We start from the raw sequence: 25,706 nt of genomic DNA on the forward strand, positions 1-25,706 counted from the left end.
GTTTTCCTGATGAGTACCGTGCCCATGTCCAACAACAATAATGACCTGACCCTCAGCGCCCCCCTCAGCGGACCGGTGCTGGCCCTGGGCAACGTTCCCGACGAAGTGTTCGCCAGCGGCGCCATGGGCGACGGCATTGCCATCGACCCACTGAATGATTGCCTGCATGCGCCATGTGACGGCGTGATCATCCACGTCGCCCGCACCGGGCATGCGCTGACGATCCGTGCCGATAACGGTGCCGAAGTGTTGATGCATGTGGGCATCGATACAGTGGAACTGAACGGAGAAGGCTTTGCCTTGCTGGTCAAGGACGGCGCGCGGGTAAGCAAGGGCCAGGCATTGGTGCAATTTGATCTGGACCGCATTGCGCGCCAGTGCAAGAGCCTGGTCAGCCTGATCATCCTGACCAATGGCGAGCGCTTCGAGTTGCGCTCGCTGGCGGCTAAAACGGTCAAGGTCGGCGAGCCGTTGTTGCAGATCGTGGCGCGTTTGGCCGCGTCGGTTTCGGCGTCTGTGGATAACTCGACGGGTGAAGCCAGCGCCAACGTACGTATCACCCATCGCGGTGGGCTGCATGCCCGCCCGGCGGCGTTGGTGCGCAAGGCTGCGCAGGGTTTCAGCAGCCAGGCCTCGCTGCACTTCGGCGATAAAACCGCCTCGTGTGACAGCCTGATCGGTTTGCTGGGCCTGGGTATTGGCGAAGGGGATGAGGTGCGCGTGAGCTGTCGCGGCAAGGATGCCGAGGCGGCGATGCAGGCGGTGGTTGCGGCCTTGTCAGCCGTCGTCAAGGAAGAGCACCACACCCCAGTCGTCGCCGCGCCCCGTCGGCTCAATACCGAAGTCGGTGTATTGCAAGGCGTGTGTGCCGCACCGGGCCTGGTCTGCGGGCCGCTGTTTCGCCTGACCGGTATCGAACTGCCGGTAGACACCGGCAAGCATGCTGCCGATGAGCAACTGCAACGCCTGGACGCCGCACTGGAGCAGGTGCGCAGCGAAATCCGCAGCACCCTGGAGCACGCCCGCCAGCGCAAGAACGTTGAAGAAGAAGACATCTTCGCCGCCCACCTCGCCCTGCTGGAAGACCCGACCCTGCTGGACGCCGCCACCGGCGCCATCGAGCACGGCAGCGCCGCCACTCATGCCTGGCGCGACACGATCCAGGCGCAATGTGCCGTGTTGCTGGCGTTGGGCAAACCTTTGTTTGCCGAACGCGCCAACGACCTGCGCGACCTGCAACAACGGGTACTGCGTGCATTGCTGGGCGAAGCCTGGCACTTCGAATTGCCCGCAGGTGCGATTGTCAGCGCCCATGAACTGACCCCGTCCGATCTGCTGCAACTGAGCACGCAAAACGCCGCCGGCATTTGCATGGCCGAAGGCGGCGCCACTTCCCATGTGGCTATTTTGGCCCGCGGTAAAGGCTTGCCCTGTGTAGTCGCGCTGGGCGCCGAAGTACTCGACGTGCCCCAAGGCCAACGGGTGGTCCTCGACGCCGCCAACGGCCGCCTGGAACTGGCACCCAGCGACGCACGCCACGCCGAAGTACACCAGATTCGCGACGCGCAAAAACTGCGACGCCAGCAGCAACAAGCGCAGGCCCAACAACCGGCGCGTACCACCGATGGCGTGGGCATCGAAGTCGCGGCGAATGTCGCCTCCAGTGCCGAAGCCCAGGTGGCATTTGAAAACGGTGCCGATGGCGTCGGCCTGCTGCGCACCGAATTTCTCTTTGTCGACCGGCGCACCGCACCGGACGAACAGGAACAACGCCAGGCCTACCAGGCCGTGCTGGATGCCATGGGCGACAAGTCGGTGATCATCCGCACCATCGACGTAGGTGGCGACAAGCAACTCGACTACCTGCCACTGCCGGTCGAGGCCAACCCGGTGCTGGGCCTGCGCGGTATCCGCATGGCCCAGGTGCGCCCGGAACTGCTCGACCAGCAACTGCGGGCGCTACTGCAAGTCAGCCCGCTGGAACGCTGCCGCATCCTGCTGCCGATGGTCAGCGAAGTGGATGAACTGCTGCAGATCCGCCAACGCCTGGACGAGTTGTGCGCCGAGCTGGAACTGACCCAGCGCCCCGAACTGGGCGTGATGATCGAAGTGCCTGCCGCCGCACTGATGGCCGAGCAACTGGCCAGGCACGCGGACTTTTTGTCCATCGGCACTAATGACCTGTCCCAGTACACCCTGGCCATGGACCGCGACCACGCCGGCCTCGCCGCCCGCGTCGATGCGCTGCACCCGGCGCTGCTGCGGCTGATCGCCCAGACCTGCGCCGGGGCAGCCAAACACGGGCGCTGGGTCGGCGTGTGCGGTGCCCTCGCTTCCGACCCGCTGGCCACGCCGGTACTGGTCGGGCTGGGGGTCAGCGAGCTGTCGGTGAGCCCGCCGCAGATCGGAGAAATCAAGGACCGCGTCCGCCACCTGGACGCGGCGCAATGCCGGCAACTGAGCCAGGGCCTGCTCGACCTGAGCAGCGCCAAGGCCGTTCGCCAAGCCTGTCAACACCACTGGCCGCTGAGCTGACAACAACAAGAAAAAAGGAGACTCGCCATGTACCAACATTTCATCGAAGGCCTGCAACGCCTGGGCCGCGCACTCATGCTGCCGATTGCGATCCTGCCGATCGCCGGCCTGTTGCTGCGCCTGGGTGACACCGACCTGCTGAACATCGCGGTGATGCACGACGCCGGGCAGGCGATCTTCGCCAACCTGGCGCTGATCTTTGCCATCGGCATCGCCGTGGGTTTCGCTCGCGACAACAACGGCACGGCGGGTCTCGCCGGGGCGATTGGTTACCTGGTGATGGTTTCCACGCTCAAGGTAATGGACACCACCATCAACATGGGCATGCTCGCCGGTATCGCCAGCGGCCTCATGGCGGGCGGGCTGTATAACCGCTTCAAGGACATCAAGCTGCCGGAGTACCTGGCGTTCTTTGGTGGGCGACGGTTCGTGCCGATTGTTACGGGTTTCTCGGCGGTCGCGCTGGGCGTGATCTTTGGCCTGATCTGGCCGCCGATCCAGCACGGCATCAACAGCTTCGGCGTGCTGCTGATGGAAAGCGGCAGCCTCGGCGCCTTCGTGTTTGGCGTGTTCAACCGCCTGCTGATCGTCACCGGCCTGCACCATATCCTCAACAACATGGCGTGGTTTGTGTTTGGCACCTTTACCGACCCGGTGACCGGTGCCGTGGTGACCGGCGACCTGACCCGCTACTTCGCCGGCGACCCCAAAGGCGGCCAGTTCATGACCGGCATGTTCCCGGTGATGCTGTTTGGTCTGCCTGCCGCGTGCCTGGCGATGTACCGCAATGCGCTGCCGGAGCGCCGTAAAGTGATGGGCGGGATTTTCCTGTCCATGGCGTTGACCTCGTTTCTGACGGGGGTGACCGAGCCGATTGAGTTCGCGTTCATGTTCCTCGCGCCGTTCCTGTACCTGATCCATGCGGTGCTGACCGGCCTGTCGATGGCGGTCACCAATATGCTGAATATCCACCTGGGCTTTACCTTCTCCGGTGGGTTTATCGACATGGTGCTGGGCTGGGGCAAGTCCACCAACGGCTGGTTGGTATTCCCGGTTGGTTTGGCCTATGCGCTGATCTATTACAGCGTGTTCAACTACTGCATTCGCCGCTTCAACCTGAAAACGCCGGGGCGGGAAGATATCCAGGTGGTGCAGGCTGAGGTGATGACGGATAACCAGCGCGCTACGGCCTACATCCAGGCCTTGGGCGGTGCGCAGAATTTGCTGAGCGTTGGCGCCTGCACCACGCGCCTGCGGTTGGACATGGTGGATCGCAACAAGGCGGTGGATGCGGAGTTGAAAGCGCTGGGCGCCATGGCTGTGGTTCGGCCGGGGAACGGCGGGAGTTTGCAGGTGGTGGTCGGGCCGATGGCGGATAGCATTGCTGATGAGATTCGCTTGGCGATGCCTTCGTTTGTTGCCAATGCGCCGGCGACGGTTGCGCCTGTGGATAAGCCGGTGGCGGTGAATGTGCAGGAAGCCGAGAAGTGGTTGAGTGCCTTGGGCGGCCGGGGGAATGTGCGGCAGTTGGAAGCCGTGGCGATGACGCGGTTGCGGGTAGAGCTGGGGGATGATTCTGTATTGTCCGAAGCTCAACTTACTGCACTCGGTTGCCAGGGCGTAAGCCAATTGGAAAGCGGTGTTTGGCACCTGTTGATTGGTGACAAGGCGTCAGGATTGGGTGAGGCGTTGGAGCGGTTGGTTACCCGCCCAATCAACGCCTGATCACCCTGTGGCAAGGGAGCTTGCTCCCGCTGGGCTGCGCAGCAGCCCTTCGCTCAGAACACCCATTCTTTCCGAAAGAACTCTGTGGCAGGTTTTGGGGGCGCTTCGCCCCCCAACGGGAGCAAGCTCCCTCGCCACAGAGTGGGTGTGGTCAGTTGCCGATCGGCACTTCCTGTAGGTCCAACACCCGATCGACCATCAACTGGATACCTTCCACCATCCGATGAATCCCCAGCACTGCATCTCGCTGCGGGCCGTCGACGTCAAAAGCCAGATTGCCCGCCAGTGCCTGCACGGATGCCAGGTCTTGGGAAGCATTGGCGAGCAGGGTTTCGCTGTTCAGGTTGGTTAGGACGGTGAAAATTTGGTCGGTGGGTTGGGAATCTGACGGGGGGTTTGGGCTGTCTTTGATCATGGTAAACCTCTGGTGTGAAGTAAGGACTACCAGCATCACTTGCAGATGATGGGTGGCAGCTGTGTGCGGGCCTGCAAGACCGAGAGTCACCAGCAAGTCTCGGTAGACCCGAAGGTCTCCCGCACACAGCCGCCATAAATGGCGACCATGAAAAAGCGCCGCAATTATAAAGGCGCTTGTAACTAACTGGTGAGGTTTCGGCGGGCTTGCAGTCCCGGTCACTGAATTGGCAGCGACTGACGAAGGTTAGTTGTGCGAGTTCCGACGGACAACCTGAAAGGCTTGTCGGAAATCTCCTAGAGCTGAAGACATCGCAGACAGCAAAAAACCGGCTAAGCCGGGTTCTTTGATAGCTGTCGATACCTAGGCAGACGCCACCCGCTGTTCGGCTGCGTAGTGGCGGGTCTGAAACGGCATTAAGGTCTGAACCTTCAAACCCAGTCCCTCACTCACCCCCCAGGACATTGCCAGTTCGTCACGACGACTACGCAACGCAACAGCACCTTGTGGTTTCACGTATTGCTTGGACGCTGAAAACAGTTCAAGCGCTTTCAACGCTTCCTTTACCCGACTATCTGTCGCACAAGAAAAGCGTGTGAAGCGCTCAAGCAAATAGCCTGCGCGACGCACTTCCAATTCACTGGAGCACCCTTTCAGAAATATTTTCACTTCACCCACAAGATCCTCGTCGGAGTACCACACCGCTTTCGCCGCACTGATCAGGGCAACGTCGTCAGCATGGTCCAGGGGCTTTTTGACCAAAATCCTCAAGGCGGAGTGAAGGCAGGGAGAGCTATTGAGAAAATTCGCCATTGCCTTTCTCGACTTTAAGATGAGGTAAAGAGACTATTGAACTGGTTTCCTAACCGCAATCCCGCCATTTTGTCGGAAGACTCTGGAACGATCGCAATCGGACGACCGTGGGTAGGCCAGATTTGATTGATGGACTAGAATGCCAACCAGAACCAGTAGCCCATCGTCCAGACAGGGAAGGCGCTCCAATGGCTACGGCCCAACAAATCATTGCTCTGCTAAGCAGCCATAATCAAGGTGACGAGGAGCAATTCCTATCTATCGCTCTACAGGTTGCTGCTGCAGAGGCGCGCCGTGGACGAAAAGACGTCGCGGACGAGTTGAAAACACTTGTTGATACGGCTCGAAAGCGCAGCCCCGCTAAGGCTGCTCAGTCATTGCAAAACCAGAAGGTAGCGATTCCTATCTCCAAACCGAGAGGAGATCTGGAAAACTTACTGTCAGTAGCTTATCCCAAAACACAAATTCAGGATTTGATTCTGGATGATCCGAAACGAGCACGCCTCGACCGGCTTATACACCAGCAGCGTCAACGGGACAAACTTCGAAGTCACGGCTTAGTCCCCAGTTCAAAACTACTGCTAGTTGGGCCTCCGGGTTCAGGTAAAACGCTTACTGCATCCGTTTTAGCGGGAGAGTTACGGTTACCATTGTTCACTATCAGATTAGAGTCGGTAATCACCCGATTCATGGGTGAAACCGCGTCAAAGCTTCGGTTAATCTTCGATCATATTGCAACAGTGCGTGCCGTTTACTTATTTGACGAATTTGATGCCATCGGCGGTCGTCGAAATGCTGATAACGACGTCGGAGAGATGCGCAGAGTACTAAACTCTTTTCTACAGTTTCTAGAAGAGTCAAATAGCACTGATAGTTTAGTACTAGCAACAACCAATCACCCAGAGCTACTCGACAAAGCGCTATTTCGTAGATTTGATGACATTATCGAATATGCGCTACCCAACTCAGATGGTATTAAAGCAGTTCTCGAAATGCGTATGCACGCTTTTCTACCCAAAAGAATATCATGGGCAAAAATCGCATCCGCTGCAGCGGGGCTTAGTCAGGCTGAGTTAAGCCAAGCGGCAGCAGAAGTCATTAAAGACTTGGTTCTTCATGACGCTAAAAATGCGTCTACCGAACAAATATCGAACGCACTACAACAACGCCACACACTTAAGAATACTTTGTCAGGCTTGAGCTCTAGCTAGCAGAAGTAAGCGAGCAGAGCCATGGATTTATGGAAAATTCCAAATGGCGTCGTACGAGCTTCCGCATTTCCGATTTGAAAAATTCCAAAGTGGTCGTCCTTATCAACGCCCACAGAAGGACATGAGTGGCCTATCTTCAGAGCGCGGAGAGGGTCATGGGAGCCGTCTCAGGGAAAAATTCGAATTAGCAATAACTGCGTTTTCTGGGCAGAACGGGTATTTCAGTTCCGATATTTGTGAGGGCTCGCCTGGGTTGTACCTTGAAGTTATCTTTGAGTCGGGTAGCGTACCTTCAGACCTTAACTGGAAAACTCAAAACATTAGACTTTCCGCGCTAAGAGTTTCCGAGGATGGCGGCGCCATAGGTGCCTTATACGTCCCAATAGATGCAGTTGATTTCCTAGGTGAAAAACTAAGAGAATATGCGGAGGAAAAGACACCTAAAGGAAACGCAAAAAACGATAGCAAATTCTCATCAGTAAACGAATTTACCCTTGGAAATCTTGAAACTTTATGGACAGACTCGCGCCCCTTTCCAGCCGGGCTTTCTAAACAATTGTGGTGGGAGTGCTGGTGCATTCCTACAAGAGTCGACCAGCTACGTCGCATCTGTCAAACTCTCAAATTACGAGTAAGTGAAAACCATCTCAGCTTTCCAGACACAGAAGTACTACTTATTTACGCAAATACATTGGAAATATCACTTCTTACAAATAACTCTGATGGAGTTGAGGAGCTTAGAGGAGCTACTGACAACCCATATTTTTTTACTCGGTTACCTCCCAAAGATAAATTTCATTGGACCTCCGATCTCTCAGGACGCATTAAACCTCCAGCAGCTGACAGCCCTTCGGTCTGCATTCTCGATAACGGAGTAAATCACGCACATCCTCTTTTACAACCAGCGATCTCACTTGAGGATTGTCAGTCTGTTAATCTTGACTGGGGCAGCGATGATCACCATGGTCATGGGACCAACATGGCAGGAGCGGTGCTATTTGGGGATCTGACTTACTCGCTTGCGGACCAGAGAAGCGTTAACCTAAACGCGAAGATCGAGTCTGTTAAGTTTCTACCTCCACGAGGATGGGAGCGAAACAGTCCCTCAAGCTACGGAGTGATTACCCAGTCCGCAGTAAGCCTTGCTGAAACAAGAGCACCGACACGAAATCGCGTTTACTGTATGGCAGTATCCAACGAGCATGTTTCAGGTATAAGACCTACGACGTGGAGCTCTTCAATCGACCAAATTTGCTCCGGTTCTATGGTTGGCGATTTTGATGATGATGGAGAATTGGGACCTAGGCGCCTGTTCATTCTCTCGGCAGGAAACATTCCTGACTCTTCAAATCCTGAGGATGTATCAGATCTATACGAATTTCCAATTGAAGATCCCGCGCAAGCCTGGAATGCTTTAGCTGTAGGCGGATTCACAGACAAAGTAGATTTGCAAAGCCAACCCGGATATGAAGATTGGCACCCAGTAGCTAACGTTGGCGATCACAGCCCATATAGCCGTGCCTCAATTGACTGGGAGCACTCCAAAACGCCAATCAAACCGGAAGTAGTTTTTGAAGCGGGGAACAAAGCTATAAGTCCTGATGGACGACAAATAATTTCAGGCATACCTTCCCTATCTATCCTTACTACAGGAAAGGATTTTACTAATAATCCTGTGGAAGAGTTTTGGGCGACTAGCTCAGCTACTGCCCAAGCAGCGGGTCTGGCTGCTGCTATAATGGCCCATCATCCAAAACTCTGGCCGGAGACTATACGAGCGCTAATTATTCATAGTGCTCAATGGACTCCTGTAATGCTTAGCCGACTGAAGGGAAAGAGCAAAAAGGATCGTGTGTTACTCGCCAGGCACTTTGGATACGGCGTTCCACAATTGCAACGCGCCCTTGCCTCTGCGCAAAATGATCTAGCACTAATTTCCGAAACATATATACAACCTTTTATCAGGGATTGTGATGATAACGGTCGAGAAAAGGGTGAGCCACATTTCAACGAAGTCCATTATTACGATCTTCCTTGGCCAAAGGCTGAACTGGAGCGTTTAGAGAATAGTGAAGTTCAGCTTAAAATCACGTTATCTTACTTTGTAGAGCCGAGCCCAGGAGAGATGGCGCAAGTTGTTCCCGCCAGATATCAATCATTCGGTCTACGATTCGACCTAAAAAGAAAATCTGAGACTGAGGCAGCCTTCAGGCACCGTATAAATAAGCTGGAGCGCCTAGAGAAAAATCCTCCGCCTGCCGAATCAGACAATAATTGGACCTTTGGTTCAAAACATGTCGCTGCTGGATCGATACATAGCGACGTTTGGACTGGCCCAGCTATTGATTTAGCCGCACGAGACAAAATTGCTATATATCCCGTGGCTGGCTGGTGGCGTTATAGACCTCATTTAGGGAGGTGTAACAGTCGTAGTCGCTATAGCCTTGTAGTTTCGATTTCATCAACTGAAGAAGACGTACAACTATATACAGAGATTGCCAATCTAATATCCCTCTCCGTCGAACCAGAAGTATCTATTAGTACGGACCATTAAAAATCCTCCCAAAATGAGGCATTTAGAAGCAAAAAAAAACCCGCTGACCAAACTGGCCCAGCGGGTTTCTTGTTTTTGCAGCGTGCGAGTTAAAAATCCGCCAACTGCCACACCTCATACGCCGGTGTCTCATACGGATGGCTAAGCTTGAGTGCAGCCACAACAGCCACAATCAACTCATCCGCCACCACCAACTCAACCTTCCATTCCTCAACCACTTCAACCTGGCCCACCTGCCCAATAAACGGCTGGCTGCCGTCCATCGCGCGGAATTGGCCCTGGCCCAGCACTTGCCAGGCGCAGCTATCGTAGCTGCCGATGCGTCCGCCGCCGGCGGCGAAGACGGCGGTTTTCACCGTCTCCACATGGCTGTCGGGCACGAAGAAGGCGAGCTTGTACACCGTCTTAGTTCACCCACACGCGCGCGTTGCGGAACATGCGCATCCAGGCGCCGTCTTCGTTCCACTCTTCCGGACGCCACGAGTTCTGCACGGCGCGGAATACACGCTCCGGGTGCGGCATCATGATGGTCACGCGACCGTCGCGGCTGGTGAGGCCGGTGATCCCGCGCGGCGAGCCGTTCGGGTTGGCCGGGTAGGTCTCGGTGACCTTGCCGTGGTTGTCGACGAAACGCATGGCCACGCAACCGGACAAGTCGGCTTCCAGCAAGGCTTCTTCGCTGGCGAACTCTGCATGGCCTTCACCGTGGGCGATGGCGATTGGCATGCGCGAACCGGCCATGCCTTGCAGGAAGATCGAGTTGGACTCCTGCACCTGCACCATGGCAACGCGGGCTTCGAACTGCTCGGAACGGTTGCGCACAAAGTGCGGCCAGAACTCGCTGCCCGGGATCAGCTCGCTGAGGTTGGACATCATCTGGCAACCGTTGCACACGCCCAGGGTGAAGCTGTCGTTGCGCTCAAAGAAGCCCTGGAACGCATCACGCGCACGGCTGTTGAACAGGGCCGACTTGGCCCAGCCTTCACCGGCACCCAGCACGTCGCCGTAGGAGAAACCGCCGCAGGCCACCAGGCCCTTGAACTCGTTGAGGTCAACGCGACCGGCGAGGATGTCGCTCATGTGCACGTCGATCGCATTGAAACCGGCACGGTCGAACGCGGCCGCCATTTCCACCTGGCCGTTGACGCCCTGCTCACGCAGCACGGCAACCTGTGGGCGAATGCCTTTCTTGATGTAAGGCGCGGCGATGTCCTGGTTGACGTCGAAGCTGAGCTTGGTGCTCAGGCCCGGATTGTCTTCTTCCAGGATCACGTCGAATTCCTGCTCGGCGCAGTCGGCGTTGTCACGCAGGCGTTGGATCTGGTAGCTGGTCTCGGCCCACTGGCGTTGCAGCAAACGGCGCTGACCGGCAAACACGGTGTCGCCGTTGAACGAGATATTGATCTCGCCGTTGTTGATCGGCTGGCCGATCACCGCCACGCAGTCGTCCAGGCCGGCGGCGCTGAACTGTGCAAGTACGTCCGGGGTAGCGTCCTGGCGCACCTGGATCACCGCACCCAGCTCTTCGTTGAACAGGATGCCGTTGATCTCGGCCGCATCCTCGGCAACGCTGTCGAGCACAATGTTCAGGCCGCAGTGACCGGCGAAGGCCATTTCGACGACGCTGGTCAGCAGACCACCATCGGAACGGTCGTGGTAAGCCAGCAGGTGGCCGTCGGCATTGAGACCCTGGATCACGGCGAAGAACGCTTTGAGGTCTTCGGCGTCGTCGACGTCCGGTGCCTGCTTGCCGAGCTTGCCATGGGTCTGCGCCAGGATCGAGGCGCCCATGCGGTTCTGGCCACGGCCCAGGTCGATCAGGATCAGGTCGGTGGTGCCCTTGTCCATGCGCAGTTGTGGGGTCAGGGTCTGGCGGATGTCGGTGACCGGCGCGAAACCGGTGACGATCAGCGACAGCGGCGAGGTGACGCTCTTGTCAGTGCCGTCTTCGTTCCAGCGGGTGGCCATGGACATGGAGTCCTTGCCCACCGGAATGGTGATGCCCAGCTCAGGGCACAGCTCCATGCCGACCGCCTTGACGGTGTCGTACAGGCGCGCATCTTCACCCGGGTGGCCGGCAGCGGACATCCAGTTGGCCGACAGCTTGATGTCGGACAGCTTGCCGATGCGCGACGCAGCGATGTTGGTGAGGGTTTCACCAATGGCCATGCGGCCTGACGCCGGTGCGTCGAGCAGGGCCAGCGGCGTACGTTCGCCCATGGCCATGGCTTCACCGGTGTAGACGTCGAAGCTGGTGGCGGTGACGGCAACGTCGGCCACCGGAACCTGCCACGGGCCGACCATTTGGTCACGGGCCACCAGGCCGGTGATGGTGCGGTCGCCGATGGTAATCAGGAAGCTTTTGCTCGCCACGGCCGGGTGGTGCAGCACACGTTCGATGCTGTCGGCCAGTTCCAGTTGGCTTGGGTCGAAACCATCGCCCAGCTCGGCTTCACGCACAGCCGAACGGTGCATGCGCGGGGCTTTGCCCAGCAGCACTTCCAGCGGCATGTCCACCGGGCTGTTGCCGAAGTGGCTGTCGGTGACCGTCAGTTGCGGCTCGGCAGTGGCTTCGCCGACTACGGCGAACGGGCAGCGCTCACGCTCGCAGATGGCTTGGAAGCGTGCGAAGTCTTCTGCGCCAACCGCCAGTACGTAGCGTTCCTGGGATTCGTTGCTCCAGATTTCGTGCGGGGCCATGCCCGGCTCGTCGTTTGGAATATTGCGCAATTCGAAGCGGCCACCCCGGTCGCCATCGTTGACCAGTTCCGGGAAGGCGTTGGACAAGCCGCCCGCGCCGACGTCATGGATGAAGCTGATCGGGTTCTTGTCACCCAACTGCCAGCAACGGTCGATGACTTCCTGGCAGCGGCGTTCCATCTCTGGGTTTTCGCGCTGTACGGACGCGAAGTCCAGGTCTGCCGAGCTGGTGCCGGTGGCCATGGAGGAAGCTGCGCCGCCGCCCAGGCCGATCAGCATCGCCGGGCCGCCGAGCACGATCAGCTTGGAGCCGACCAGGATCTCGCCCTTCTTGACGTGTTCTTCACGGATGTTACCCATGCCGCCGGCCAACATGATCGGCTTGTGGTAACCGCGCACTTCATCGCCACGCGGGGTGGTGATGGACTGCTCGAACGTACGGAAGTAACCGGTCAGGGCCGGACGCCCGAATTCGTTGTTGAACGCAGCGCCGCCCAGCGGGCCTTCGATCATGATGTCCAGCGCGGTGACGATGCGCTCAGGCTTGCCGTACGGCACTTCCCACGGCTGTTCGAAGCCCGGGATCTGCAGGTTGGACACGGTGAAACCGGTGAGGCCCGCCTTGGGCTTGGCGCCACGGCCGGTGGCACCTTCGTCGCGGATTTCGCCGCCGGAACCGGTGGCTGCGCCCGGGAACGGGGCAATTGCAGTCGGGTGGTTGTGGGTCTCGACCTTCATCAGGATGTGCACCGGCTCCTGCACCGCGCCGTACTGGCGGGTCTCAGGGTCCGGGAAGAAACGGCCGGCGACGGAGCCGGCGATCACCGAGGCGTTGTCCTTATAAGCAGAAAGAACCCCTTCGCTGTGCATCACGTAGGTGTTCTTGATCATGCCGAACAGGCTTTTTTCCTGGCTTTCGCCGTCGATGTCCCAACTGGCGTTGAAGATCTTGTGACGGCAGTGCTCGGAGTTGGCCTGGGCAAACATCATCAGTTCGATGTCGTGCGGGTTGCGCTTGAGGCCATTGAAGGCGTTGACCAGGTAGTCGATCTCGTCTTCGGCCAGGGCCAGGCCCAGCTCGGTGTTGGCCTTCTCGAGGGCGGCGCGGCCACCGCCGAGCACGTCAATCGCGGTCAGCGGCTTGGGCTCGGCGTGGCTGAACAGGCCGGCAGCCTGTTCCAGCTGGCTGACGATGATCTGGGTCATGCGGTCGTGCAGGCTGCTGGCGATCAGCTCGGCCTCGGCATCGCTGAACTGGCCGGCGACATAGAAAGCGATACCACGCTCCAGGCGCTGGATTTTCTCCAGGCCGCAGTTGCGGGCGATATCGCTGGCCTTGCTCGACCAGGGCGAGATGGTGCCGAACCGTGGCAGCACCAGGAACAAGCGGCCATCAGGCTCTTGGACCGGAACGCTTGGGCCGTACTTCAGAAGGCGTGCGAGCACTTGCTGTTCGTCGGCGGTCAATACGCCGGTAACGTCGGCGAAGTGAGCAAATTCAGCGTACAGGCCTGTAACAGCTGGAACCTTCTGGCTCAGTTGCTCAAGGAGTTTGCTGTGGCGAAAGGCAGAAAGGGCAGGAGCGCCGCGCAGGATCAACATCTTCGGGACAGCCTCGGGAAGGGGGTGTGCTTTGAGGCCGTGCATTCTAGCGTAAACCGCCGCCAACGGCACCCGAAACGCTACCGGTGGCTGCCGCCGAACGTCAGTTGGCCGGATTACACCCCTTTCGCGGGGTCATAGGGGGCATTCGGCGCAGTTATTTTAACCGTCACAATCCCTCGCCAAGCCGCGTTTCTGCGGGTTGCAGCACAGTTTTTCCGGCGCTAGCAGACAACGCCCACGCTGTCGAGATATGGCGCCGTGGGCCGTTTGCGTATACTGCGCAGATGTTCTCCCCAACGGCTTTGCGACCGCGATGCGCCAAATGGCTCATCGCCACCGGACTCTTCCTGATGCTCAGCGCCTGTGTTGATAAACCCAGCACGCTCGAGCGAATCAAGGAGGATGGCGTATTGCGGGTGATCACCCGGAACAGTCCCGCGACTTATTTCCAGGACCGCAACGGTGAAACCGGTTTCGAGTACGAACTGGTCAAGCGCTTCGCCGACGACCTGGGCGTGAAGCTGGAGATCGAGACCGCCGACAACCTCGACGACCTGTTCGGCCAGTTGGGCAAACCCAACGGCCCGGTCCTTGCCGCCGCCGGCCTGGTCAGCAGCGAACAGCGCCAGGCGCAGGTGCGTTTCTCCCACCCTTACCTGGAAGTCACCCCACAAATCATCTACCGCAATGGTCAGTCCCGCCCCACGAACGCGGCGGACCTGGTGGGCAAGAAGATCATGGTGCTCAAGGGCAGCACCCACGCCGAACAATTGGCGGCGCTTAAAAAGCAGAATCCTGCGATTGAATACGAAGAATCCGACGCCGTTGAGGTGGTCGACCTGCTGCGCATGGTGGACGAGGGGCAAATCGACCTGACTCTGGTGGACTCCAACGAAGTGGCGATGAACCAGGTGTACTTCCCCAACGTGCGCGTGGCGTTCGACCTCGGCGATGCCAGCAACCAGAGCTGGGCCGTGGCGCCGGGCGACGACAACAGCTTGCTCAACGAGATCAACAGTTACCTGGATAAAGTCGAGAAGAACGGCACGTTGCAGCGCCTGAAAGACCGCTACTACGGGCACGTCGACGTGCTCGGCTATGTGGGCGCCTACACCTTTGCCCAGCATCTGCAGCAGCGTTTACCCAAGTACGAGAAACACTTCCGCGCCTATGCCAAGGAAGAAAAGGTCGATTGGCGCCTGCTGGCGGCCATCGGCTATCAGGAATCGCTGTGGCAGCCAGCCGTCACCTCCAAGACCGGCGTGCGCGGCCTGATGATGCTGACCCAGAACACTGCCCAGGCCATGGGCGTGTCCAACCGACTGGACCCCAAGCAAAGCATCATGGGCGGCGCCAAATACCTGGCCAAGATCAAGGATGAACTGGACGACAGCATCGCCGAACCGGATCGCACCTGGTTCGCGCTCGCCGCCTACAACGTCGGCACCGGTCACCTGGAAGATGCGCGTACGCTGGCCAAGCGCGAAGGTTTGAACCCGAACAAGTGGCTGGATGTGAAGAAGATGCTGCCGCGCCTGTCGCAGAAGCAGTGGTACAGCAAGACCCGCTACGGCTATGCGCGAGGCGGTGAGCCGGTGCACTTTGTGGCGAACATCCGGCGTTACTACGACATCCTCACCTGGGTGACCCAGCCGCAGTTGGAGGGCAACCAGGTGGTCGAAGGCAACTTGCATGTGCCGGGTATCGACAAGACCAAGCCGCCGGAAGATAACCCACAGTTGTAAGAACACAGCAAAACCCTGTGGGAGGGGGCTTGCCCCCGATAGCGGTGTGTCAGTTACAACTAAGCTGACAGATACATTGCAATCGGGGGCAAGCCCCCTCCCACATTTGGATCTCGAGCTGGCTCAAAGGCCGGTGAGTAGATGCACCACTGCGCCCGTCAGCACCATCACACCTGGCACCCCCGCTGCCTTTAAGGCCGTAGCATCCACCTTCGCCACATCCTGCAACTGCACCCGCACCCGCGTCAGCGCCACACGCTGCTGCGACTTGAGGTTGTCCGCGCCGCCCAACGCGCTGATTACTTCGGCCGGCAATAGACTCTGCGTCGGTGTTGCTACGGTCTCGGCAATCAAATCCGGCGTCAGGGCCTTCCAGAACGCCCGCTGCAATTTCTCGAACATGCTCAAAGCTCCATGACAGGTGAGGTTTCAACGGTAGCTGCGTGATATTGGTGCAGGGCCTCACGCACTTGGGCGGCTTCTTCCAGGCCCAACACTTGGCGGGCGATGATCTGGCAGTCGGCCAGGTCCAGTTCGCGCACGGTGGCCTTGATGGTGGGGATCAACGGCACGCTGACTGACAACTCGTCCACGCCCAGCCCGATCAGTACCGGCACGGCCAGCGCTTCGGAGGCCAGCGCACCGCACACCCCTACCCACTTGCCATGGGCATGGGCGGCCTTGACGGTGGTGGCAATCAGGCGCAGCACCGCCGGGTGGAAGCTGTCGGCCTGGCTGGCCAGGCGCGGGTGGTCGCGGTCCATGGCCAGGGTGTATTGAGTCAGGTCGTTGGTGCCGATGGAGAAAAAGTCCACGTGGGGCGCGAACACATCCGCCATCAGCGCGGCGGACGGTACTTCAATCATGATGCCCAGCTTCGGCAGCTCGGTAAGCCCCAGCGCCAGCGCTTCCTCTTCCAGAATCTTGCGCGCCAGGTGCAGCTCCGACAGCAGGCTGACCATTGGCAACATGATGTGCAGCCGCGCAAAACCGGCACTGGCGAGGATCGCACGGAATTGTTCGCGCAGCAGCTCAGGACGTTCCAGGCACAGGCGTATACCGCGCAGGCCGAGGAACGGGTTGGTTTCGGCATCCATCGGCACATAGGCCAACGGCTTGTCGCCACCGACGTCCAGGGTGCGCACCACCAGGTTGCGCTCGGTGCCCAGGGCACGGGCGATGGCCGTGTAGGTGGCTGCTTGTTCATCGGGGCCTGGCGCACGATTGCGGTCCAGGTAGAGGAATTCCGAACGCAGCAGGCCGACGCCTTCACCGCCGAGAGTCAGGGATTGCTCCACCTCCTGCAACGAGGCCACGTTGGCGGTGACTTCGACGTGATGGCCGTCGCGGGTGGTGGCGGGCAACGACGCCTGCGCCACATCGTGCTGATGGCGCAGCACCTGTTGCTTGCGAGTCGCCTCCAACTGCTCGATCTCGGCCAGGTTCGGCTCCAGGTGCAGCTCGCCTTTGTCAGCGTCGAGCAGTACCTGCTTGCCGTTGGCCAACCCCAGCACTTGGGTGGAAACACCGCAAATGGCCGGCAGACCAAGGGCACGGGCCAGGATCGCGACGTGGCTGGTCGCGCCACCGCCGACCGTGACGAACCCCAGCACTTTGCGGGTATCCAGGCTCGCCGTCTGCGAAGGGGTCAATTGCTCGGCGATGAGGATCGCGCGCTCCGGCAAGTCCCAGGCGCTGTCCTGGATGCCCAGGATCAGTTTCAGCACGCGCTGGCCGACGTCCGCCAGGTCTGCCGCACGTTCGGCGATCAGCGCATTGCCCAGCCCCTGGAACAGCTTGACGGTCGCGAACGTGGCACTGTTCCAGGCAAACGCGGCGCTCTTGCCCTCCGCCAACAAACTGTGGGTTTGTTCCAGCAAGGTCGGGTCTTCGAGCAATTCCTGGTGAGCGCGAAAAATCTCGGCCTGGGCACTGCCAGCAGCCTTGTCCCGCAGCGCCTGCAATGCCTCAGTGGCAGCCAGCAGGCCACGCTTCAAAGCAGCACGCTCAGTGGCTTCACCCGTGCCATGTTCAGTGATGGTCAACTCAGGTTCAGTCACTTGAACCACCTGGCCAAACGCCGACCCCGGCGATGCACACACGCCCCCTAGCACGGTCGCCGACGACTGCGTTGCCAACGGCTCGGCAACGCTCGCCACTACCTCGCCACAACCTTCAGCCAACAAGGCCACGAGCGCCTTTATCGCCACTTCGGCATCCTCACCCGCAGCGCTCACCTGCAACGTGTCGCCGTGCACGGTTTGCAGCGCCATGATCGCTACCAGCGATTTGGCGTTGGCGCTCTGGGTTTGCTTGTGCAGGTAGATACTCGCCTTGAAGCCCTTCGCGGCCTGGGCGAACACCGCCGCCGGGCGGGCGTGCAAACCGTTGGCATTGGGCAAAGTCAGCGGTTTGGAGAACAGTGCGTCGCCCTCCTCTTCGTCCACTGTGTCAACGGCTTCACCTGGGGATAACTGCAACAGCGGCTGGCCGACCGCCACACTATCGGTGGCCAACACGCTGAACGGCTCGCCGCTGACCACCAGCATCAAGGTCAGCAGACTGCGCGCATGGAGCGCCACATAGTCGGCATCGAATTCGATCAGCGCCTGCCCGGCCTCCACCCGCTGGCCTTCCTGCACCAACCGGGTGAAACCCTTGCCCGCCAGGTTCACGGTGTCCAGGCCGATGTGCATGAGCACCTGGACGCCATTGTCGTCGGTAATGCTGACGGCATGGCCACTGTTCTGGATATTGCTGATCACCCCGGCCAGCGGCGCGCACAGCGTCTGCGACGTCGGGTCGATGCACAGGCCATCGCCGATCAGGCGGCTGGAGAAGACCGGGTCGGGCACCTTGTCCAGCGCCAGCAGCACACCCGACAAGGGCGCCAGCAATTCCAGGGGTTGAGTTGTGGTCATGACGTCACCTGTTGTTGTGTTCTGTAAATATCATTGGGTGGATGCAAATCCTGAGGGTGACAGGGAAAAATGTGGGAGGGGGCTTGCCCCCGATAGCGGTGTTTCAGACAGGCATTTATTGGCTGGTACACCGTCATCGGGGGCAAGCCCCCTCCCACATTTTGTCCGCGTACACCCAAACATCTATTTCCACCAGTACTCGACCTGCACGCCGAAGTTCGAGCCATGCCGCGCCGTGCCATACGAGCCGGTATCGGACAACGCCGATCCCGCCGCCAACTCATTCGCCGCACGTTTGGCCGCTTCGTTCCAGGTGGCATAGGTGTAGTACAAGCGCACCTCCGGCCGCGCCCAGAAATCCGGGCCTTTGGGCGACCAGGTCGGAGCGAAGGTGAATTTGCTCAGTTTGCGCGTCCCGCCCGTAGCCTCGACCTGATCATGCCCAAGCTCGGCGACCAGTTTGAACTGTTCGCTGATGGCGTACGCCGGACGCACACCGAGGGACATCCAGGTCTGGTCCTGGCTGCCCGGACGAATATCCTTCTGGTACACCGCTTCGATCTGCCCACCGAAACGCGGGGTCGCCTGCCAATCGAAAAACTCCACGGCGCGGTAACTTTTGCTGCTGTTGTCCAGGAAGGTATTGCCGGTGTAACCCAGGCCGGTGCCGGGGCCTTCGCCGTACTGCAAGGCGAACTTGTTCTTGCCGCCCAGGAAAGGTTTTTGCACGTGCTGCGCGGTGAGCGCCCAACCGCTGTTGGTGTCGCGCCCGCCGGCTTTTTCGATGTAGCTCAGGCCCAGTTCCAGCTCGCCGCCGGGGTTGGTCTTGAAGCCCGCGACGTTGAAGTCGTGACGGGTGGCGTATTCCTTCTGGTACAGGTTGTCCTTGCGGGAAATGGCATAGCTGTACTTGAGGTCGCCGATCAGCACGTCCTCGATACCACCGCCCGTGGCGCTCTGGTTCCAGTAGTAGAAGTCGGAGATATGGATGTCGTTACGTTTGTAGTAACGCCGGCCGGCCCACAGCGAACCGCCATTAAGGGCTGGCAGGTTGGACCACTGCGCATACATCTGCGGCATGCGCGCGGTGCCGTTGTTTTCGCCCTGGAACTTCAGCGCGCGGTCGTACTTGTTGTAGAGCGATGCCATGGCATCGACGCTGAGCACCGAGCCGTCGTCGAGGGTGAGCAGGTCTTGGCGCAGCTCCAGCTCAGCGTATTGCTCGCATTCGTTACCCAGGCGGTACTTGGATTGCGCCCCCGGCAGTTGGAAGCACTGCTGCGGGCCGCTGCCCGTGGAAGTGCCCGCGCCGCTGCGCAGGTAACCGGCAAATTCCAGGGCTTGAGCGCCGAACGGCAGGCCCAGGCAAGACGCAACGAGGCCCAGCTTTATTATTGTTTTCATGAAGCACTCCGATTTTTTTATTATGTTTTTTGCAGCGCCCCGTGCTCCCACACGGGGTTACAGCGGGTCTCAGTCCTTGAGGTGCAGCACGAACGATTCGTAAGGACGCAATGCAACCGTGCCCGTTCGCACCGGGCAGTCGGGGTAGTTGCTGATCAGCAGGCGTTGCTCGGTCGCCTGGTTGATCACGTTGTCCGGCAGTTGGATTTCGCAGGGTTCCCCGTAGAAGTTGTTCAGCACCAGCAAGCGCTCGCCCTGGCCTTCGCGCAGGTACGCCCAGACCTGCAAATGGTCTTGCAGCAGTGGCCGATAAACGCCGGTCTGGATCAGCGGTTCGTGACGACGCAATGCAATCAGCGCGCGGTAGTGATGCAGCACGGAGTCCGGGTCATCCAGTTGGCTTTCGACGTTGATCTGCGCCGCATTGGCCGGGATGCCGATCCACGGCTCACCGGTACTGAAACCGGCGTTCTCCCCGACATGCCACTGCATCGGCGTACGGCTGTTATCGCGGGACTTCTGCATGATCGCCGCCATGCTCGACGCCGCGGATTCCCCCGCATCGCGCTTGAGGCGGAAGATGTTCAAAGTCTCCACATCGCGGTACTGCTCGATCCGGTCGAAGCCCGGATTGGTCATGCCCAACTCTTCGCCCTGGTACACATACGGCGTGCCCTGGAGAAAGTGCAGCGCGGTGGCGAGCATCTTGGCCGAGACCACGCGATGCTCGCCGTCGTTGCCAAAGCGCGAGACCACCCGCGGCTGATCGTGGTTACACCAGAACAACGCGTTCCAGCCACCACCGGCCTGCATGCCCAGTTGCCAGTCAGAGAAGATCTGCTTGAGTTGCAGGAAATCGAAGTCGGCCTTTACCCACTTCTGCAGGTTCGGGTAATCGACTTTCAGGTGATGAAAGTTGAAGGTCATCGACAGTTCTTTCGACGCAGGATTCGAGTAGCGAATGCAATGCTCGAGGCTGGTGGAGGACATCTCGCCGACATTGATCAGGTCATGCCCTTCGAAGACTTCGCGGTGCATTTCCTGCAGGTATTCGTGCACGTTCGGGCCGTCGGTGTAGAAGCGCCGGCCATCCGTGCTGTCCTCGGGGAAATCGGCGGGCTTGGAGATCAGGTTGATCACGTCCAGGCGGAAACCGCCCACGCCCTTGTCGCGCCAGAAGCGCATCAGCTTGAACACTTCGGCGCGCACCTTGGGGTTGTCCCAATTCAGGTCGGCCTGGGTGTGGTCGAACAGGTGCAGGAAGTACTGGCCGGTTTGCGCCTCGTACTCCCAGGCCGAGCCGCCGAACTTGGATTCCCAGTTGTTCGGCTGGTCGCGCCAGATGTAGAAGTCGCGGTACGGGTTGTCGAGGCTGCTGCGCGCCTGCTGGAACCACTCGTGTTCGATGGAGGTGTGGTTGACCACGATGTCGAGCATCAGCTTGATGCCGCGCTTGGCCGCTTCGCTGATCAGCAGGTCGCAGTCGGCCATGGTCCCGTAGCTGGGATCGATGGCGTAGTAGTCGCTGATGTCGTAGCCGTTGTCGCGTTGCGGCGAGCGCAGGAACGGGGTGATCCACAGGCAGTCGACGCCCAGCCATTTGAGGTAGTCGAGCTTGTCCACGATGCCCAGCAGGTCACCGGTGGCGTTACCCGCGTGGCTGTGGAAGCTTTTCGGGTAGATCTGGTAGATCACCGAGTGTTGCCAGTCTTGCATGGTGGGCTCCTTCAGTTGATTTTTTGAGCAGGCCTCTGGGGCCTCATCGGGGGCAAGTCGAGTCGTCGCACCGCCCCTCCCACATTTGAAATGCGTTCCAATGTGGGAGGGGGCTACACCCCGATTGCGCCGGTTCAGGCGACGCGATACCCAGGCCGAACAATCTTCATGCTCAACGCACAGGTCAAAACGAACGGCACGACAATCGCGATCACCATCCCGATCACAAAACTGGGGATGTACTGCGGAATGATCGAAATGAATCCAGGCAAGCCACCGACGCCGATGGCCGACGCCTGGACCTTGTTCAGCGACAGGAAAATGCTGCCCAGTGCCGAGCCGAGCAGCGCGGCATAGAACGGAAACTTGAAGCGCAGGTTCACGCCGAACATTGCCGGTTCGGTGATGCCGAAATACGCAGAAATCGCCGAGGTCGAGGCCATGCTTTTGTCCCGCGCATTGCGGGTCATGTAGAACACACCGAGCGCGGCGCTGCCCTGGGCCAGGTTGGACATGACGATCATCGGCCAGATAAAGGTGCCGCCCTGGGTAGAGATCAGTTGCAGGTCCACGGCGAGGAACATGTGGTGCATGCCGGTGATCACCAGCGGCGCATACAGCAGGCCGAAAATCGCCCCGCCGACCATCGGCGCCAGGTCAAACAGGGTGACCACGCCTTCAGTGATCAGGATGCCGAGGTGACGGGTCACCGGGCCGATGATCGCCAGGGCCAGCACGCCAGTGACAACGATGGTAGTGATCGGTACGACCAACAATTGAATAGCGTTGGGCACTCGCGCCCGCAGCCATTTCTCGATGACGCTCATCACGTAGGCCGCCATCAGGATCGGCAGGATCTGCCCCTGGTAACCGACTTTTTCAATCTTGAACCAACCGAAGATATCGAAGTACGGCAGGCTCTGGCCGTCGAGACCAGCGACCGCCTTGCCGTAGTTCCAGGCGTTGAGCAGGTCCGGGTGCACCAGCATCAGGCCGAGCACGATGCCGAGGATTTCACTGCCGCCAAACCGCTTGGCCGCCGACCAGCCCACCAGGGCCGGCAGGAACACAAACGAGGTGTTGGCCATCAGGTTGATCAGGCTCCACAGGCCATCCAGGTTCGGATACGCCTCCAGCAGCGTCTTGCCCTCGATGAACATGCCCTTGGCACCCATCAGGTTGTTCACGCCCATCAACAGGCCGGCGATGATCAACGCGGGCAGGATCGGCATGAACACATCGGAGAACACCCGCACCAGACGCTGCATGGCGTTGGTCTTGTCGGCGCCCTTCTTCTTCACGTCGGCGATGGTCGCGGCGGCGAGGCCGGTCTGCTCACGCAGGGCGGCGTAGACCTTCTCCACTTCGCCGGGGCCGATCACCACCTGGAACAATCCACCGGTGAAGAACGAGCCCTTGACCAGATCGACCTGGTTCAGCGCGTTGCCGTTGACCAGGCTCGGGTCCTTGAGCGCCAGGCGCAGGCGGGTCACGCAGTGGGCAGCTTGCTCAAGGTTGTCGCTACCCCCGAGGTTCTCGAGAATCTCGCGGGCGATAGTCGAATAGTCGTGGCTCATGCTTGGTTTCCACTTTGGTTTTTTTTATTGGGGGCAGTCATTGGCAGCACGCCGAGGGCAAAAGTACTCGTCTGTACGAGTTAAAGCAACAACTCGTCTGTACGAGTTACATATTGTTTATTTTTTGTAGGACGCCGCACCGCTGCGCACCGCATAAATCCAAGGGTCCAATGGACAAACCCCAGCCGGGCCACTAAGGTTCCTGCCTTGACCGCAACCCCGGCAAAGAGCCATCCCCATGAGCAAATACAACCAGATCTATACGGATCTGCTTGCCAGCATCACGACTGAACGCCTGCAACGCGGCACGCGCCTCCCCTCCGAAACTGAATTGATGGACAGTTACCAGGCCAGCCGAGGCACCGTGCGTCGGGCCATCGAGCAGTTGCAGGAGCGCGGGTTTGCGCAAAAGATCCACGGCAAGGGCACCTTCGTGTTGTCGCCCAACCCGATCGAGTTCCAACTCGGTGGCATCGTCAGCTTCCACGAAACCCACGCCGACCTGGGCGACGACGTACGCACCGAAGTGGTCGAGTTCACCCAACTCCCGCTGGAAGGCTCACTGCTGCAACACATCGAAGCCGAACCCGGCACCCTGATCACCCGTATCAAACGAGTACGGCGCATCGGCGGCAAACGGGTGATCCTCGACATCAACCACTTCGTGGCCGACGTGATCCCAGGGTTGGACCGCTCGATTGCCGAGCAGTCGATCTACGCGTTTATCGAACAGACCCTGCAACTGCAAATTGCCTACGCCCAACGCACCATCGAAGCCCTGCCGCGCAGCAAGGACGACCAGGCGCACCTGGACCTTGAGGGTCAGAGCCATGTGATCGTGGTAAGCAACCAGACGTTTTTGCAGGACGGGCGGCAGTTCGAGTACACCGAGTCGCGGCATACGTTGGATAAGTTTTACTTTTCGGATATTGCGCGGCGGTAAAATCCACGCGCAGGTTTGGGGGGCTAACGGCTTGAGAGCCACCCCCCTTAATCGATGGTGTAGCCCCGCCGCTGATCAAACTCCTGATATTTTCGGGAAATCGCAGGATCGTCTGAACGCCCTTCGACAGTGTCCGTCGTCACTAAGCCATTCAGGCCGCGGACGGAATGAATAGCGGCTTCCCATGCGCCTGAATCAAGCGGCGGTTCGATAAAGTTTTTCAAGTACGCATCCAGAATGCCTTTATCAGGCATCTCGATCTCTTGACTCAAGGCAGATAGGTAGGCCGACTTATCCGTCCGGCCCCAATTGATCGAAAACCCTGCGCGATGACAGAGGACTGAATGAACCACCAGCATCGTTCTTCCATTGCCATCAAGAAACGGATGCCCGTATGCAAAAAAGCCCATCACCAGCCCCGGTGACGTTTTAAGAACTGCCTTGTTTTGCCCCAAACGAAGCCCTTCGTCAACGGCTCTTTTGGCTTCGTACGGAAGGCAAAAACAGGTGCCTGCTTTAGAGATCGCCAAGTCAGGTGAAGTCGTCATCCTGTCAGTGCCAGCCCACGGATAAAGATCGCCAAACAGAAGCGCGTGGACCTGTAGAAAGTCGCGATACCTGATCGTGCGTTTCTTCGCCAAATAGGCCATCGCGTCAGCAAGGTTCGCCGTAAACAGGTCATGTTCAAGCTGCTTGACGATATTGAGGTCTTTTTCACCCACAACGTTTCTGAGATAGCCCTTCGCGTCAAAGTCCTTGAATGGGTCAAACACGCTGCTTTTCCCTCAAGTAGTTAGTGAGCAGGTGAACAGCTTCCAGACCGGTGACCTTTTTCTCTTTCTTCAGCGCGATGACCAAGTTCTCTATGACGTCAGTGCGAATATCATCTCCCGCCAGACGAGAGACATTTTCTGCCCACTCATCTGCGTAAGTCCTGATATAAGCGACCTGGCATGAAACCGCCAGATCCATCACATAACGCCGTAGTCCAGACTTAGGAATGATCAAGGCACCTGTTTTCGGATGACGCCTTACCGAGCTTTTCGGTTTCCGGGGAGCGGCGCGTTCATTGACATAAACCACTGACCGCCCACCAAGCGATAACTTGCGTCGAATTCGGCGGCTACCCTGTACGCAGATTTTTGCGTCTTTTGATACCACTGAGCGTCCGGACCCGGATTGGGTGACTTGCACAAACGCACTAACGCCCAACCGCTGAAGCACCTCAACGGCGAGTGTTTCAAGGTCAGCTATAGGAGTGACAACTCCCGAATCAGGGTGACACGAAGCTTTCGCGTAGATGCCAATGCCCATGCGGACGATCACGCCTTTGCGTATGAGTTCATCCAACGCAACAGATACCTGTGAATGCCCACCAAGCGCAGAAACATCCATGCGCAGGATCACGCTTCCCAGCATGCCATCAATAGCATTCTGCATACGCTCTTCCAGCTTCATGTACAGGCCTCCAAGATTGCGACCACTTACAGTGAGCGATGGCATCAGCTTGTTAATTCGAACAGAAACAACAAGGGAGCGTTGCTTCGTTTCGATTATGGGCAAGCTCAGGAAATTCTCCAACCCTTCCTAGCTTAAAGTAGAGTTTGTACGGGTCTCAGTTGGAAAGAAAGCACCGTTAACATTCCGGACAAGTGGCGTGGGCAATACCTCGAACGCATCCTTGGGCAGGAATGGGTGCAACCCTTTTCTGAGGTTTATGGTGTGGAGCCCGATGAGCAGCGTATGAAACTCTATTGTCTGCTGGATCGTGAAGCGGCTCCTGTTCTTCTGGCGAAGCAGCTTGTTACTGTTGAAATACGCAGCGACAAGACAAACAGATAA

The 25,706-nt window shown here is 58.8% G+C and carries 17 protein-coding genes; 6 read left to right on the forward strand and 11 right to left on the reverse strand.

Going from position 1 to position 25,706, the window contains the following annotated elements; translation table 11 throughout:
* Positions 1–24 precede the first annotated feature (24 nt).
* Together ptsP (ACZ445_RS24720) and nagE are read left to right on the forward strand one after the other, a co-directional pair.
* Positions 25–2,535 carry a phosphoenolpyruvate--protein phosphotransferase gene (gene ptsP, locus ACZ445_RS24720; protein WP_464707676.1) on the forward strand — a complete coding sequence of 837 codons (2,511 nt, stop codon included), beginning with the start codon at positions 25–27 and terminating at the stop codon, positions 2,533–2,535.
* A gap of 27 nt (positions 2,536–2,562) precedes the next feature.
* The gene (nagE, locus tag ACZ445_RS24725) at positions 2,563–4,260 is read left to right on the forward strand and encodes an N-acetylglucosamine-specific PTS transporter subunit IIBC (RefSeq protein WP_464707677.1); all 1,698 of its coding nucleotides are present in this window, start codon (positions 2,563–2,565) and stop codon (positions 4,258–4,260) included.
* Between the two features lie 151 nt (positions 4,261–4,411).
* Here the strand turns inward: nagE and ACZ445_RS24730 are convergent, their stop codons facing one another.
* Together ACZ445_RS24730 and ACZ445_RS24735 are read right to left on the reverse strand one after the other, a co-directional pair.
* The gene (locus ACZ445_RS24730; protein WP_464707678.1) at positions 4,412–4,675 is read right to left on the reverse strand and encodes a DUF6124 family protein; all 264 of its coding nucleotides are present in this window, start codon (positions 4,673–4,675) and stop codon (positions 4,412–4,414) included.
* 363 nt (positions 4,676–5,038) lie between these two features.
* Complete coding sequence (locus ACZ445_RS24735; protein WP_464707679.1) at positions 5,039–5,488, reverse strand: hypothetical protein; 450 nt, start codon at positions 5,486–5,488, stop codon at positions 5,039–5,041.
* A gap of 188 nt (positions 5,489–5,676) precedes the next feature.
* Here ACZ445_RS24735 and ACZ445_RS24740 point away from each other — a divergent pair, with 188 nt between their 5' ends.
* Complete coding sequence (locus ACZ445_RS24740) at positions 5,677–6,699, forward strand: AAA family ATPase (protein ID WP_464707681.1); 1,023 nt, start codon at positions 5,677–5,679, stop codon at positions 6,697–6,699.
* A gap of 43 nt (positions 6,700–6,742) precedes the next feature.
* A complete protein-coding gene (locus ACZ445_RS24745) occupies positions 6,743–9,253 on the forward strand; it encodes a S8 family peptidase (protein ID WP_083207109.1) in 2,511 nt (836 codons plus the stop codon).
* Positions 9,254–9,342: 89 nt separating this feature from the next.
* Here ACZ445_RS24745 and ACZ445_RS24750 read toward each other — a convergent pair whose 3' ends face one another.
* Positions 9,343–9,654, reverse strand: a complete 312-nt coding sequence (locus ACZ445_RS24750) for a YqfO family protein (protein WP_065874547.1) — start codon at positions 9,652–9,654, stop codon at positions 9,343–9,345.
* 4 nt (positions 9,655–9,658) lie between these two features.
* On the reverse strand, positions 9,659–13,555 hold the full coding sequence (gene purL / locus ACZ445_RS24755) for a phosphoribosylformylglycinamidine synthase (protein WP_464707682.1): 3,897 nt from the start codon (positions 13,553–13,555) through the stop codon (positions 9,659–9,661).
* Positions 13,556–13,842: 287 nt separating this feature from the next.
* Here purL and mltF point away from each other — a divergent pair, with 287 nt between their 5' ends.
* A complete protein-coding gene (gene mltF, locus ACZ445_RS24760; protein WP_058423339.1) occupies positions 13,843–15,303 on the forward strand; it encodes a membrane-bound lytic murein transglycosylase MltF in 1,461 nt (486 codons plus the stop codon).
* Positions 15,304–15,426: 123 nt separating this feature from the next.
* Here the strand turns inward: mltF and ACZ445_RS24765 are convergent, their stop codons facing one another.
* The 5 genes from ACZ445_RS24765 to treP form a co-directional block, all read right to left on the reverse strand.
* Positions 15,427–15,705, reverse strand: coding sequence for a PTS transporter subunit EIIB (locus ACZ445_RS24765; RefSeq protein WP_464704414.1), 279 nt, complete (start codon positions 15,703–15,705; stop codon positions 15,427–15,429).
* A 2-nt stretch (positions 15,706–15,707) separates the two neighbouring features.
* On the reverse strand, positions 15,708–18,224 hold the full coding sequence (gene ptsP, locus ACZ445_RS24770; protein WP_464707683.1) for a phosphoenolpyruvate--protein phosphotransferase: 2,517 nt from the start codon (positions 18,222–18,224) through the stop codon (positions 15,708–15,710).
* A gap of 183 nt (positions 18,225–18,407) precedes the next feature.
* On the reverse strand, positions 18,408–19,628 hold the full coding sequence (locus ACZ445_RS24775; RefSeq protein ID WP_464707685.1) for a carbohydrate porin: 1,221 nt from the start codon (positions 19,626–19,628) through the stop codon (positions 18,408–18,410).
* Positions 19,629–19,697: 69 nt separating this feature from the next.
* Positions 19,698–21,344 carry an alpha,alpha-phosphotrehalase gene (gene treC / locus ACZ445_RS24780; RefSeq protein WP_310863639.1) on the reverse strand — a complete coding sequence of 549 codons (1,647 nt, stop codon included), beginning with the start codon at positions 21,342–21,344 and terminating at the stop codon, positions 19,698–19,700.
* A 134-nt stretch (positions 21,345–21,478) separates the two neighbouring features.
* Positions 21,479–22,921, reverse strand: coding sequence for a PTS system trehalose-specific EIIBC component (gene treP / locus ACZ445_RS24785; RefSeq protein ID WP_058423344.1), 1,443 nt, complete (start codon positions 22,919–22,921; stop codon positions 21,479–21,481).
* Positions 22,922–23,159: 238 nt separating this feature from the next.
* Between treP and treR the strand changes: the two genes are divergently transcribed.
* On the forward strand, positions 23,160–23,864 hold the full coding sequence (gene treR / locus ACZ445_RS24790; RefSeq protein WP_058423345.1) for a trehalose operon repressor: 705 nt from the start codon (positions 23,160–23,162) through the stop codon (positions 23,862–23,864).
* Positions 23,865–23,911: 47 nt separating this feature from the next.
* Here treR and ACZ445_RS24795 read toward each other — a convergent pair whose 3' ends face one another.
* Complete coding sequence (locus ACZ445_RS24795; RefSeq protein ID WP_058423346.1) at positions 23,912–24,637, reverse strand: Fic/DOC family protein; 726 nt, start codon at positions 24,635–24,637, stop codon at positions 23,912–23,914.
* Entirely contained in the window at positions 24,630–25,322 is a 693-nt protein-coding gene (locus tag ACZ445_RS24800; protein ID WP_464707686.1) for a hypothetical protein, read from the reverse strand. Before ACZ445_RS24800 ends, ACZ445_RS24795 begins: the two co-directional genes overlap by 8 nt.
* Positions 25,323–25,706 lie beyond the last annotated feature (384 nt).

The organism is Pseudomonas allii (genome assembly GCF_055380095.1).